The organism is Streptomyces alboflavus, assembly GCF_000716675.1.
GTDB lineage: Bacteria > Actinomycetota > Actinomycetes > Streptomycetales > Streptomycetaceae > Streptomyces > Streptomyces alboflavus.
The window spans coordinates 1-12,044 of sequence record NZ_JNXT01000064.1; the positions used below are offsets into that span (position 1 = coordinate 1).

At 72.1% G+C, this 12,044-nt stretch carries 15 protein-coding genes, 1 pseudogene and 1 riboswitch; of the genes and pseudogenes, 8 read left to right on the forward strand and 8 right to left on the reverse strand.

Annotation, left to right across the window (positions count from 1 at the left end; all coding sequences use genetic code 11):
• Positions 1–87: 87 nt before the first annotated feature.
• From OO63_RS34515 to OO63_RS34535, 5 genes and pseudogenes are all read right to left on the reverse strand, one after another.
• Positions 88–657: pseudogene (locus OO63_RS34515) on the reverse strand (urease accessory protein UreF); the annotation flags it as partial.
• A 14-nt stretch (positions 658–671) separates the two neighbouring features.
• Entirely contained in the window at positions 672–2,393 is a 1,722-nt protein-coding gene (locus tag OO63_RS34520; protein ID WP_030358750.1) for an urease subunit alpha, read from the reverse strand.
• Complete coding sequence (locus tag OO63_RS34525; protein WP_051811452.1) at positions 2,386–2,754, reverse strand: urease subunit beta; 369 nt, start codon at positions 2,752–2,754, stop codon at positions 2,386–2,388. Before OO63_RS34525 ends, OO63_RS34520 begins: the two co-directional genes overlap by 8 nt.
• 16 nt (positions 2,755–2,770) lie before the next feature.
• On the reverse strand, positions 2,771–3,073 hold the full coding sequence (locus OO63_RS34530) for an urease subunit gamma (RefSeq protein ID WP_030358748.1): 303 nt from the start codon (positions 3,071–3,073) through the stop codon (positions 2,771–2,773).
• Positions 3,074–3,270: 197 nt separating this feature from the next.
• The gene (locus tag OO63_RS34535) at positions 3,271–3,891 is read right to left on the reverse strand and encodes a TetR/AcrR family transcriptional regulator (protein ID WP_030358747.1); all 621 of its coding nucleotides are present in this window, start codon (positions 3,889–3,891) and stop codon (positions 3,271–3,273) included.
• Between the two features lie 153 nt (positions 3,892–4,044).
• On the opposite strand from OO63_RS34535, the gene OO63_RS34540 reads away from it, so the two are divergent.
• Positions 4,045–5,055, forward strand: coding sequence for a hypothetical protein (locus OO63_RS34540; protein WP_030358746.1), 1,011 nt, complete (start codon positions 4,045–4,047; stop codon positions 5,053–5,055).
• Between the two features lie 106 nt (positions 5,056–5,161).
• On the opposite strand, the gene OO63_RS34545 is transcribed toward OO63_RS34540, so the two are convergent.
• Complete coding sequence (locus OO63_RS34545; protein ID WP_030358745.1) at positions 5,162–5,464, reverse strand: type II toxin-antitoxin system Phd/YefM family antitoxin; 303 nt, start codon at positions 5,462–5,464, stop codon at positions 5,162–5,164.
• 121 nt (positions 5,465–5,585) lie between these two features.
• Here OO63_RS34545 and OO63_RS34550 point away from each other — a divergent pair, with 121 nt between their 5' ends.
• The 4 genes from OO63_RS34550 to OO63_RS34565 all read left to right on the forward strand — a co-directional run bounded on the left by OO63_RS34550 (position 5,586) and on the right by OO63_RS34565 (position 8,460).
• Positions 5,586–6,215 carry an ATP-dependent Clp protease proteolytic subunit gene (locus tag OO63_RS34550; RefSeq protein WP_030358744.1) on the forward strand — a complete coding sequence of 210 codons (630 nt, stop codon included), beginning with the start codon at positions 5,586–5,588 and terminating at the stop codon, positions 6,213–6,215.
• 7 nt (positions 6,216–6,222) lie between these two features.
• Positions 6,223–6,552, forward strand: a complete 330-nt coding sequence (locus tag OO63_RS34555; RefSeq protein WP_030358743.1) for a hypothetical protein — start codon at positions 6,223–6,225, stop codon at positions 6,550–6,552.
• A gap of 623 nt (positions 6,553–7,175) precedes the next feature.
• A riboswitch (cyclic di-AMP (ydaO/yuaA leader) is annotated at positions 7,176–7,340 on the forward strand.
• A 3-nt stretch (positions 7,341–7,343) separates the two neighbouring features.
• Positions 7,344–7,817, forward strand: a complete 474-nt coding sequence (locus OO63_RS34560) for a C40 family peptidase (protein ID WP_030358742.1) — start codon at positions 7,344–7,346, stop codon at positions 7,815–7,817.
• Between the two features lie 103 nt (positions 7,818–7,920).
• A complete protein-coding gene (locus tag OO63_RS34565; RefSeq protein WP_030358741.1) occupies positions 7,921–8,460 on the forward strand; it encodes a DUF6328 family protein in 540 nt (179 codons plus the stop codon).
• Between the two features lie 33 nt (positions 8,461–8,493).
• On the opposite strand, the gene OO63_RS34570 is transcribed toward OO63_RS34565, so the two are convergent.
• Positions 8,494–9,141 carry a LysE family translocator gene (locus OO63_RS34570; RefSeq protein ID WP_030358740.1) on the reverse strand — a complete coding sequence of 216 codons (648 nt, stop codon included), beginning with the start codon at positions 9,139–9,141 and terminating at the stop codon, positions 8,494–8,496.
• Positions 9,142–9,320: 179 nt separating this feature from the next.
• On the opposite strand from OO63_RS34570, the gene OO63_RS34575 reads away from it, so the two are divergent.
• Entirely contained in the window at positions 9,321–10,232 is a 912-nt protein-coding gene (locus OO63_RS34575; protein ID WP_030358739.1) for a LysR family transcriptional regulator, read from the forward strand.
• Between the two features lie 10 nt (positions 10,233–10,242).
• Here the strand turns inward: OO63_RS34575 and OO63_RS34580 are convergent, their stop codons facing one another.
• The gene (locus OO63_RS34580; RefSeq protein ID WP_030358738.1) at positions 10,243–10,674 is read right to left on the reverse strand and encodes an ATP-binding protein; all 432 of its coding nucleotides are present in this window, start codon (positions 10,672–10,674) and stop codon (positions 10,243–10,245) included.
• A 262-nt stretch (positions 10,675–10,936) separates the two neighbouring features.
• On the opposite strand from OO63_RS34580, the gene OO63_RS34585 reads away from it, so the two are divergent.
• Both OO63_RS34585 and OO63_RS34590 read left to right on the forward strand, forming a co-directional pair.
• On the forward strand, positions 10,937–11,797 hold the full coding sequence (locus OO63_RS34585; RefSeq protein ID WP_030358737.1) for a helix-turn-helix domain-containing protein: 861 nt from the start codon (positions 10,937–10,939) through the stop codon (positions 11,795–11,797).
• A 9-nt stretch (positions 11,798–11,806) separates the two neighbouring features.
• Complete coding sequence (locus tag OO63_RS34590; RefSeq protein WP_030358736.1) at positions 11,807–12,031, forward strand: DUF397 domain-containing protein; 225 nt, start codon at positions 11,807–11,809, stop codon at positions 12,029–12,031.
• The last annotated feature ends 13 nt before the right edge of the window (positions 12,032–12,044 follow it).

Below are 12,044 nucleotides of genomic sequence, written 5' to 3' on the forward strand. Positions count from 1 at the left end.
CGTGGCCCCCGGCGGGGAAGCGGCCGTCGGCCAGGACCATGGGTGCGGCTCGCGACATGTCCTGGCACCGGCTCAGCAGAGGGAGGACCGCCGGGCGGCCCCCGCCGCCGACCCCGCCACCGCGTCCAGCTCCGGCGCGAGCCGGGCCAGCACGGCCGTGGCGTCGAACGGGTCGAGGCTCAGGAGCCTGACCACCGCGGTGGCGGGCCCGCTGACGCTCTCGTACGCCGAGCAGTACGCCGCGTCGGACCCGTCGAGGCCCGCCGCGCGGGCGGTCACGCCCAGGACGACCGGCTGGTGGGCGCCCTTGGGGAAGGCGCGGGCGAGGGCGTCCAGTTCGGGGGCGGGCCAGGCGATGCGGGCGGCGCGCAGCAGTTGGCGGCCGAGTCTGCGGGCGGTGGTCCGCAGCGCGGCGGACGGGGTGCGCGCGTCCGCCGCCGCGTCCAGGTCGTGGATGTCGATGCCAAGGGTGGCCGCGGCGGCGAGCGCGGCCGACACCGCGCCGGTGGTGTGCAGGCGGCCCCGGCAGAAGTCCTCCAGGGATCTCGCCCCGGTGATCCGTCCGGCCTTCACGGCCGCCTCGGCCCCGCCGGAGTGCGCGTGGCCCCCGGCGGGGAAGCGGCCGTCGGCCAGGACCATGAGTGCGGCTCGCGACATGTCCTGTCACCGGCTCAGAAGAGGAAGTACCGCTGGGCGAGCGGCAGTTCGGCGGCGGGTGCGGGCTCGACGAGTTCGCCGTCGATGCGTACGGCGAAGCTGTCGGGGGCGACCTCGACCCGCGGCAGGGCGTCGTTCTCGCGCATGTCGGCCTTCGTCCGGCCCCGAGTGGAGGCGATCGGCACGAACTGCCGCTCCAAGGCGAGGCGTTCGGGCAGGCCGTCGTCCAGGGCGGACCGCGTGACGAAGGTGAGGGAGTTGCGGGCGGGCGCCCTGCCGCGGCCGCCGAACATGGGGCGCGGCAGGACCGGCTGCGGGGTCGGGATGGAGGCGTTGGCGTCGCCCATCTGCGCGTACGCGATCTGGCCGCCCTTCAGGACCACTTCGGGCTTGACGCCGAAGAACGCCGGCTCCCACAGGACCAGGTCGGCCAGCTTGCCGCTCTCGACCGAGCCCACCTCGCCCTCGATGCCCTGCGCGATCGCCGCGTTGATCGTGTACTTGGCGACGTAGCGCCGCGCCCGGTGGTTGTCGGCCCGGGTGTCACCGGGGAGCCATCCGCGCCGCTTCTTCATCACGTGCGCCGTCTGCCAGGTGCGGAGGATGACCTCGCCGACGCGGCCCATCGCCTGGGAGTCGGAGGACATGATGGAGATGGCGCCGAGGTCGTGCAGGATGTCCTCCGCGCCGATGGTGGTCGGGCGGATGCGGGACTCGGCGAAGGCCAGGTCCTCCGGTACGGCCGGGTTGAGGTGGTGACAGACCATCAGCATGTCGAGGTGCTCCTCGACGGTGTTGACGGTGTGCGGCCGCGTCGGGTTGGTGGAGCTGGGCAGCATGTTGGGCAGCGAGACCGCCGTGATCATGTCTGGGGCGTGGCCGCCGCCCGCGCCCTCCACGTGGAAGGCGTGCAGCGTGCGTCCGGCGACGGCCGCGAAGGTGGCGTCCACGAAGCCCGCCTCGTTGAGTGTGTCGGTGTGGACGGCGAGCTGGGCGCCGGTGTCCTCGCACACGTTCAGACAGGCGTCGATCACCGCGGGAGTCGCGCCCCAGTCCTCGTGGATCTTGAAGCTGACGGCGCCCGCGCGGAGTTGGGCGTGCATCGACTCGGCCGATGTGGTGTTGCCCTTGCCCAGGAAGCCGATGTTGACCGGGGCGTTCTCCAGGGCGGCGAACATCCGGGCCAGGTGCCAGGCGCCGGGGGTGATGGTGGTGGCCTTGCTGCCCTCGGCGGGTCCGGTGCCGCCGCCGATGAGCGTGGTGACGCCGGAGGCGAGGGCCTCGTCGACGATGGTGGGCGAGATGAAGTGGATGTGCGTGTCGATGCCGCCCGCGGTGAGGATCTTGCCGTTGCCGGACAGGATCTCGGTCTCGGGTCCGATGACGAGATCGGGGTGCACGCCGTCCATCGTGTCCGGGTTCCCGGCCTTGCCGATGCCGGTGATCCGGCCGTCGCGGATGCCCACGTCGGCCTTGACCACCCCCCAGTGGTCGATGATGACGGCGCCGGTGACGACGGTGTCGGGGGCTCCTTCGGCGCGGGTCGTACGGGACTGGCCCATCGACTCGCGGATGACCTTCCCGCCGCCGAACACGGCCTCGTCACCGGAGCGTCCGGGGCCGCCGGAGCGGTCCTCCTCGATCTCCACGAGGAGCCCGGTGTCGGCGAGCCGGATCCGGTCGCCGGTCGTCGGGCCGAACAGGTCGGCGTACGCGGCGCGGGACAGCTCAGGCATCGAGAGCACCTCCGGTCTCGCCGCGCAGGCCGGGCACGACGCGGGCGCCCGCGAGGGGAACCAGCGTCACGTCGACGGGAATGCCCGGCTCGAAACGCACGGCGGTGCCCGCGGCGATGTTCAGGCGCCGGCCGCGCGCGGCGGAACGGTCGAACTCCAGGCCGGGGTTGGCCTCGGCGAAGTGGTAGTGGGAGCCAATCTGTACGGGGCGGTCGGCGGCGTTGAGGACGGTGAGGCGGGTGGTGGGGCGGCCCTCGTTGAAGGCGACGGGTCCGTCCGCGAAGAGGATCTCGCCGGGGACGAGGCCGGGGCCGTCGAGGTCCGGGCCGGGGCCCGTGCCCGTGCTGTCTGCGGATTGCATACGTCCCATGCCCCCGTCAGACGATCGGGTCGTGGACGGTGACGAGCTTCGTGCCGTCCGGGAACGTCGCCTCGACCTGGACGTCGTGGATCATCTCGGGGATGCCCTCCATGACGTCGTCGCGCGTCAGCACCGTGCGTCCCGACGTCATCAGATCGGCGACGCTGCGGCCGTCGCGGGCGCCTTCGAGGATGTGCGACGTGATGAGCGCGATCGCCTCGGGATGGTTGAGCCTGAGGCCGCGCGCCCGGCGCTTCTCGGCCACGTCGGCAGCCACATTGATGAGCAGTCTCTCCTGCTCGTGCGGTGTCAGTCGCACGTCCCCACCTCATCGTCCTTGCTCCGAACCGTGCGGGGTCCGGCTGCCGCGGCCACCGCGACGGGAAAGATGTAGCGCACAGCGAATGGTGCGCCGAGGTACACCTTGGCGTACGAGATCCCCAGGTGGCGTGGCACGGCAGGCTAGTTGGACGGAGTTTCAGCGAGGTTAACCAGCCCTTGACCCAGCCATGACCGTCAGCTGGGCTCGCCCATACTCATCAGGCCACGCACGCCGTCGGCCAGCGCGCCCACCGGCACCCCGTCGAACAGGGCGACCTGGGCCGCGAATCCCTGCGCCACGGCGATCATCGTCCGCGCCACGCGGTCCGCCGGTACGTCGGCGCGCATCATGCCCGCGGCCTGATAGCCCTCGACGATCCGGACCCAGGCCGCCCGCACCGCGTCGTACCCGTCCTGGATGAGGGTGCGCAGCTCCTCGTCGCGCAGCGTCTCCGTCCAGACCTGCACGAGGAGCCGCGGGAAGTACGGCCGGTCGTGCTCGACGAGGCCCGGCTTGAGGTCGAGCACCTGGCCGAGCGCGCGGCCGACCAGGACGTCCGGCGGCGGGGGCGGCGTCTGGCGGGCCGCGGACTCGAAGATGTCCCGGATCTCCGAAAGGACCTCGGAGACGATGGCGCGGATCAGCTCGTCCTTGCCACTGAAGTAGCGGTAGACGGCACCCGCCGACAGGCCCACCTCCTTGAGCACGTCCTGCATCGACGTGGCGTGGAAGCCGTTGCGGGCGAAGCAGAGCGCGGCGCCGTCGAGGATCTGGCGGCGACGGGCGTCGAGGTGTTCCTGGGATACGCGAGCCATGCCCTCAAAGTAAAACGAACATTCCTTCTTGACAACCGAGGCGCTCCGTCCCACAGTGGGGACAAGTCGAAAACGAACGATCCTTCTTTTTGAAAGCCCGCCTCACAGGCGGCACCGTCGCACACCCCTCCCCCCTTTGCTCTGGAGAACCCCATGCCCACGCCGTCCCCTGCCGCGCCCCCGCAGGCCCGCCGCATGCTGACGGTCGCCCTGCTGGTTCCCTTCGTAGTGGCCCTTGCCCTGTGGGCCTTCGCCTGGCCCGCCGCCAGGAACGCCCCGCGCGATCTGCCGCTCGGCGTGGCGGGCCCCGCCCACGCCACCGCGCCACTGCAGAAGCAACTTCAGCAGCGGGAGGGCGCGTTCGAGATCCATCGGTACGCGGACGAGGCGGCGGCCCGCGCCGCCGTCGAGGACCGGACCGTGTACGGCGCGGTCGTCGCCACCGGCCAGGGCCCCAAGCTCCTGACGGCCTCGGCGGCGAGCCCGGTCGTCGCACAACTCCTCCAGCAGGCGGTGACGGCGGGCGCCCCGGACGGCGCGCGCGTCACAACGGTCGACGTGGTGCCCGCACCGGCCGCCGACCCACGCGGGGCCGCCCTGGGGTCGAGCGTGCTGCCGCTGGCCATCGCGGGAGTCGCGGCGGGCTCGCTGGTGACGCTGCGGGGCCTGCGCGGGCTGCGCGCCGCGGGCACGCTGGTCCTCGCCGCGGCACTCGTCGGCCTCGTCGCCGCCGCGCTCGCCCACAGCTGGCTCGGCATCCTGACGGGCAACTGGTGGGCGGAGGCCGGGGTGCTCAGCCTTTCGGCGCTCGCCGTCGCCGCGGCCGTGGCCGGTCTCGCGGCGCTGCTCGGCCCCGCGGGCATCGGCGTGGGCGCGCTGTTGATGGTGCTGCTCGGCAACCCCTTCTCGGGGGTGACGTCGGCGCCGCAGCTGCTGCCCGAACCGGCCGGCCTGATCGGCCAGTTGCTGCCGCCGGGCGCGGGCGGCTCGCTCCTGCGCTCGACCGCGTTCTTCGACGGGGCGGCGGCCACGGGCCCCGCGGTCACCCTCGCCGCCTGGGCGGTCATCGGCCTCGGGGCCGTCCTCGTCGGTGCCCGGCGCGGCCGGAGCGCTCTCCCGGCGACGGCGTCACCGCGGGTGCGCGAGCCCGCCCCGGTCGGCTGACGCCGCACCCCACCGGACAGCCGTGTGCCCCCGCCGTAGCGGACGGGGGCACACGGCCTTTGTCATGTCCTCCGGCGTCACGCCTTCCGGTGTCACGCCCTCCGGACTAGGTCACGTTCGGCCCGCGGTGCTCCGCCGCGATACCGAAGCGCTGACGCTCGCCGCCCGCTCCGGACGTGGACGACGAACCGAGCGAGGACACGGAGGAGATCACCGTCTCCTCGGCGGCGGCGCCGATCGCCTCGGCCTCCTCGAGCTCGTCGAGTCGGCGCAGGTCATCGGCGGAGACAAGGGCCACGAGCGGCTTGCCGTGACGCGTGACGACCACGCGTTCGTTGCCGTAGACAACGCGGTTGATCAGGTCGGCGAGCTCTGCGCGGGCTTGCGTCACCGGAATCTCGTAGGCCATGACCCCATCATAACGTCATGTACGTCCTGTACATTTTTTACAGAGGCCGTCGCCCAGTGACGGCGCCCGCACGCATGCCCGTGCGCCCGCACGCATGCCGCACAGATGGGGAGGCACGCCCATGCAGGAGCCGTTCGCCCGCCACGTCCTGCCGGAGTTCACCGAGCGCACCAGTTCGGGCCTGCGCACGCTCGATCCGTACTCCAAGCTCCTGGAGGAGCGGATCGTCTTCCTCGGCACTCCCGTCGACGGCGTCTCCGCGAACGACGTCATGGCGCAGCTGCTTCACCTGGAGTACCTCGCGCCCGACCGGGACATCTCGCTGTACATCAACTCGCCCGGCGGCTCGTTCAGCGCGGCCACGGCGATCTACGACACCCTGCGGTTCACGACCTGCGACGTGGAGACCGTCTGCCTCGGTCAGGCCGCGTCCGCCGCCACGGTGCTGCTCGCCGCGGGCACGCCGGGGAAGCGGTCGATCCTGCCCGGCGCCCGGGTGCTGCTCCAGCAGCCCGCGCTCGCCGAGGCGTTGCGGGGCCAGCCGACCGACCTCGTCATCCAGGCCGAGGAACTGCGGCGCACCCGCGCGCTCCTGGAGGAGATGCTCGGGCGCCACACGGGGCAGGACGCCGAGCGGATCGCGGCGGCCATCGAGCGCGACACGGTCCTGGACGCCGCGGCCGCCGTGGAGTTCGGCCTGGTGGACCGGGTCGTGCCGAACCGCAGGGCCACGACCAGCACCACCGGGTGAGGCCCGGATGCTGCCCGAACTGCCGCCGCTGCCCGCCCTGACCCGCGCCGAGGGCGAGCTGATCGACGCCTATCTCGCGGTGGTGGACCTCGTCGGCCGCATCAATCCGGCGCGCGCGGAGCACACGTACGGCGGCCTGCGCGCCGCACAAGCCCTCGTCAGCAGGGCGACGGAGCTGCGGGACGCCCTGACCCTCATGCACCAGCGGGGCGAGGCGGAGGTCCACGCGGCGACGCTGGCCCGCGCGTTGCGCACACTGGACGGCGAGCGGCGTGCCGCGCGCGTGGCCGTGCCGCCGCCCGGAGTCGGCGAAGGGGCGCCGCCGACGGGTGGGTGACCGTTCCGTCCCGGGCGGGGCGACCTGACGACGGGAAGGCGGAGCAACACGACCGCAAGTGGGGTGAGCACACCCATAAACGGCGAGTCGGCCAAGCGTTTCTGCTAGGAGTTGACGGGACTCTTCGACGCCGCACCGGCCGACCCGCCGGAGCCCCGCCCCGAGCCGCCCCGCCTCTCTCCCGGCCCCACACCCGAGGTGCGCCGTCTCACCGGCCGGCCTTCGGAGCGCCCCGGCCGCAGCGCGTCCGCGCCGTCCGCCCGTTGGGGGTGCGGACGGCACGGACGGGTGTCGCACCGCTTCAGGTCCTCGCCCGGGTACGACCAGAGGTGGTAGCTCTTTCAGCGTAGGAAACACTCGCACGCGCGTGCCCCTTGAGTTGCACAACTCCCTTACGCGGCAGCCGGAACCGGACCTTCCAGTGCTGTTCGGGCAATCGTCTCCGACTGTGACCCAGGCCCCTTTCAGGCTCTGTCCACCCGAACGGGTCAGTCGTGAGGAGCCTCACATACGGCCGATTCGGCTCGGTTTTTTCGCCACTCTCGGGTGAAGATCCCTTCCGACGACAAGCCCCCGCCACAAGCGGCGGGGCGGTCCGGGCGGACGCCGAGTCCTGCCGCCACCCGGATGACCGGTCGACATCTGTGCATCGGCAGGAGTGGAGGACCCAGCAAGGCGGGCTGTCCGGGAGACCGGCCGGCCCTTGGGGTGAAGTCGTTGTATGACCGGGCATCTTCGCCTGCCCGAACCCGACAGGTCATCCTTCACAGGCGGCTGACGAAGGGTTGCGCATGACTGCGCTGAATCGTGTTCCGTCGCTGCTGACGAGGGCCGGTACCGCATCGGCACTCACGCTCGCCGCCGTGGGCGGCACCATCGTGGCCCCCGGACTCGTCTCCGAGGCCGAGGCAGCCACACACGGGACGAAGGCGCTCAAGATCGCGGCTTCCAAGAAGGGCTCTCCGTACGGCTACGGAGCCGTGGGACCGCACCGGTTCGACTGCTCGGGCCTCACGCTCTACTCGTACAAGCGCGTGGGCAAGAAGCTGCCGCGAACCGCCGCGCAGCAGTACAACAAGACCCGGCATGTCTCCAAGGCCAACCGCACCCGCGGTGACCTGGTGTTCTTCCACTCCGGCCGGAACGTCTACCACGTCGGCATCTACGCCGGCAAGAACAAGATCTGGCACGCGCCGAAGCGGGGCACCGTGGTGCGCCTGGAGAAGATCTGGACGAACAGCGTCTGGTACGGCCGGGTCCGCTGACCCGGGTGCCGGGAGGGCGGTGCCTTCGGGCAGGCACCGCCGTCCGGGCGTGTTCCGGCCGCCGCGAGGAGTGGTTCGCGTCGCACCGGGATACTCGTAGTGCATGTCCGAGAACCATCCCGGCGACGGCCCCCGGTCAGCGGGCACCGCCGCGCAGGACCAGAGCCGAGGCCGCGACGAGACCCCGCTGGAACGCGCCGACCGCAACTTCCTCGAGCTCCTCCAGGAGCTGAGGGTCACTCAGACCGGCGTGCAGCTCCTCTTCGCGTTCCTGCTCACGCTCGCCTTCACCCCCCGCTTCCCGTCGCTCGACGCCCTCCAGCGCGCCACGTACGTGACCACGCTGCTGCTCGCCGTCCTCGCGGCCGCGCTGTTCACCGCTCCCGCCGCCCTGCACCGGGGGCTGTTCGCGCGTGGCGCGAAGCCGCTCGTCGTCAAGGTGTCGTCCCGGCTCGCCGGGGCCGGACTCGCCGTGCTCGTCCTGGCGCTCACCGGGTCGGTCCTGCTCGTCGTGGACGTGGCGGCGAGCCGCACCGGCGCCTTCGTCGCCGCCGGGGCCACGCTGGTGGTGTGCGGTGGCCTCTGGGGGCTGCTGCCGTGGGGGCTCGCGCGAGGGCAGGGGGAAGAGCGAGGGCCCGTCTGACGGGGCCGCGTGCAGCCGCGTGCACAGGCCGGGCTACGCGAACAGCGGTTCCGCGAGCAGCACCACGCCCAGCGCCGAGAGCACCACACCGGTGCCGCCCTCGATCCCCCGGGCCACGCCCGGCCTGCGCAGCCGGCGGCCGAGCCGGTCCACGAGCAGCGCGACGGCCGGGAACCACAGCAGCGCGAAGGCCACGACGATCGTGGCGAGCAGCAGCGTGCGGGGCATCGCGGGGCTCCCCTCGGGCACGAACTGAGGCAGCACGCTCAGGAACGTCAGGGACGCCTTGGGGTTGAGGGCGTTGGTGAGGAAGCCCTCGCGCAGCCCACCACCACGCCCACCCCCGGCGGCCCCCACGGCCGTCACCCCCTCGGGCCTCTCCCCCACCGCCCCGGTCGGCCGCACCGCCGACCGCAGCGCCCGCACCCCCAGGTACAGCACATAGCAGCCGCCCACCACCTGCAGCGCGCGGAACAGCGCGGGCACGGCCGCGAGTACGGCCGCGACGCCCGCGACGGCGAGCGCCGTGTGCACCAGGAGTCCCGCCGCGATGCCGAGCGCACACAGGACTCCGGCGCGGCGGGAGGCGAGCGCGTTGCGTACGACGACGGTGAAGTCGGCGCCGGGCATGGCGACCATGCCTGCGGCGACGCCGGTGAAGGCGACCAGTTGAGCGTCCATGACGGCCACTGTGCCGCGAGTCAGCCTTCAGCAGGTATATGAGATCTTCTGCGTCTTCCTTAAGCATCTGTTTAGGCTGGGCTGCCGGTAGGATCCGGCGGCGGTCCCGCAAGGCCGCGGCCGGGGCGTCCGCGTACCGCCGCAGGGCCGCGGTCCACAGCCACAGGAAGAGGCACGGCATGTACGACCCGACGCGGCTCGCGGCGCTCGTGGCGGTCTCCGAAGCCGGTTCCATCACCCGCGCCGCCGAACGGCTCGGCTACACGGTGCCCGCGCTCTCCCAGCAGCTCGCCAAGCTGGAGCGGGAGGCGGGTGCGGCACTGCTGGTGCGGCACCACAGGGGCGCCCGGCTCACCGGCGCGGGCGAGCTGCTCCTGGCGCGCGCCCGCCGGGTCCTGGACGAGATGGAGCTGGCCCGGCACGAGCTGGCGCAGCTCGTGGGCCTCGGGGGCGGGCGGCTGCGGGTCGCCACGTTCACGACGGCGGGCATCCATCTGCTGCCGCCCGCGCTCACCGCGTTCCGCCGGGCGCATCCGGACGTCGAGCTGACGGTCACCGGCCACGAACCGCCCCTGGGTGTGGCCGCGGTGGCGGCGGGGGACGCCGACGTGGCGCTGACGCACACGTACGAACCGGCCGAGCTGCCCGCGCCGCCCGCGTCGGTGACCCTGGAGCCGGTCCTCGTCGAGGAGTTGGTGCTCGTGACGGCGCCGGGGCACGCGCTGACGGCGGGCACCGGGCGGCTTCCGCTCGCGGAGCTCGCCGGTCAGCCCCTGATCAGCATGGCGCCGGCGCATCCGGCGCGGCAGGGCGTGGAGGCGGCGCTCGCGCGGGCGGGGGCTGCGCCCGCGGTGCTCGTGGAGACGCCGGACTACGCCCTGGTGTGCGCGATGGTCAGCGCGGGTCTCGGCGCCGCGGTGGTCCCGGAGATGGTGGCCCGCACGGCGGCGACCCCGGTCGGCTTCCGGCCGTTGGAGCCGGGGGAGCTGCGGCGCACCATCTGGGTCTGCCGTCGCACGGACGAGTCGAGCCCGGCCGCGGACACGTTCCGGGCGCTGCTGCGGGGGACGTTCGGCCGCTCGGCCACCTGACCGCGAGGCGTCAGCTCTGGACCGGCACCGACCACGGCAGGGTGATCCAGACCGTCTTGCCGCCCTCCGCCGTCGGACAGATCGAGAGTCTGCCGCCGCACTCGGCGGTGAGCCAGCGGATGATGACCATGCCGCGGCCGTTGTCCTGCTGGACGGCGGCGGGCAGGCGCCGGGGGAAGCGCGGGTGGCTGTCCGTGACGCCGATGCGCAGCCGCTCGTCCCGGTCGAGCTGCACGTCCACGGTGAAGGTCGGGGACTGGCCGAGGGTGTGCTGGACGGCGTTCGTGGCGAGTTCGGAGACGATGAGCCGCACCGTGTCGGCGACGTCGGCGTCGGCCGGCAGGCCCCACTCCGACAACGTGTCCGCCACATACCTGCGGGCGGCTGCGACCGAGACAGGATCGCTCGGCAGAGTGACTGATACTTCCTGGAGGTCTGCCATGGCGACACTGTCCCTTTCCCACCGGGACCGGACTCCGACTCGTGGCGGAAGAACTCGAGGACAGTCCCGGAACTGGTGCTTCGCGCCAGAGTGCCACTCCTGGGCCGGTGACGCGCGGCGATCCACCGAGATGTGCATATATCTGTCGCTCGAAGCGGTGAACTCTGCGACGGCAGACCGTATTTGGGCGCAACACTGGCGCTTCCTCTACAGTCTCCCGCTGTCCCGTACGGTTGGCGCGGACGTCCGGAAGGAGACGGACATGCAGTACGGTCCCGCGGTGCGGCGCCGCAAGCTCGGCGCGGAGTTGCGCGCGCTGCGCGGGCAGGCCGGACTCACCAGCGGTGAGGCGGCGGCCCGGGTCGGCTGGCACCAGTCGAAGGTGAGCCGCATCGAGACCGGGCGCTCCGGGGTGCGCGCCTCGGACGTGCGGCTGCTCCTCGAGGCGTACGAGGTCGACGATCCGCAATTACGCGAGCTGCTCGTCGTGCTCGCGGGCGGGGAGGACGAGAACGGGCGGCCGCACTGGTGGCACGCCTACCGCGGTCTGCTGCCCCCGGCGTACCGCGACTTCATCAGTCTGGAGTCACAGGCCTGCCGGGTGCGCACGCTGGAGACCACTGTGGTCCCCGGTCTGCTGCAGACGCCGGACTACGCCCGCGCGGTGACACGTGCCGCGCTCGGCGGGCTGCCCGAGGAACAGGTGAGGGACCTGGTGCAGGTGCGTCTGGCGCGCCAGGACGTGCTGCGCAGCGAGCCGCCCCTGCGACTGAGCGTGATCCTCGACGAGGCGGTGCTCCGGCGTCAGATCGGTGGTCCCGAGGTCCTCGCCGGGCAGTTGCGGCGGCTCCTCGAGGCGGCGCGCCTTCCTCAAGTGCGTATCCAGGTGCTGCCGTTCGTCTCCGGCGAGCACGTCGGGCTCATCGGACCTTTCGTTATTCTCTCCTTTCCGAACATTTCTGATCTGGATGTGGTTGTTCTCGACCACTTGACGAGTAGCCTCTACCTCGAACGGAAAGAAGACCTTCAGGCGTACACCGACGCCTTCAACTCTCTTCAGGGACAGGCGCTTTCCGTTCAGGATTCAATGGATTTCATCGCCGGGTTAGGTGACGGCGCGTAAGGAGGCACCATGACTGCACTGCCTCGGTCCGTTCCCTCCAGCACGTCTCTCAGGGACGCGCGGTGGCGGCGCAGCAGCCGCAGCAATGGAATGAACAACTGCGTGGAAACAGCGCCGCTCGGCTCCGGACCGCTCGCCGGTCTGTTCGCCGTACGCGACTCGAAGGACACGGCGGGCCCAGCCGTGCTCTTCTCCCCTGCCGCCTGGGAGGGCTTCATCGACGCCCTTCGATGAAGCCCGGGCGAGA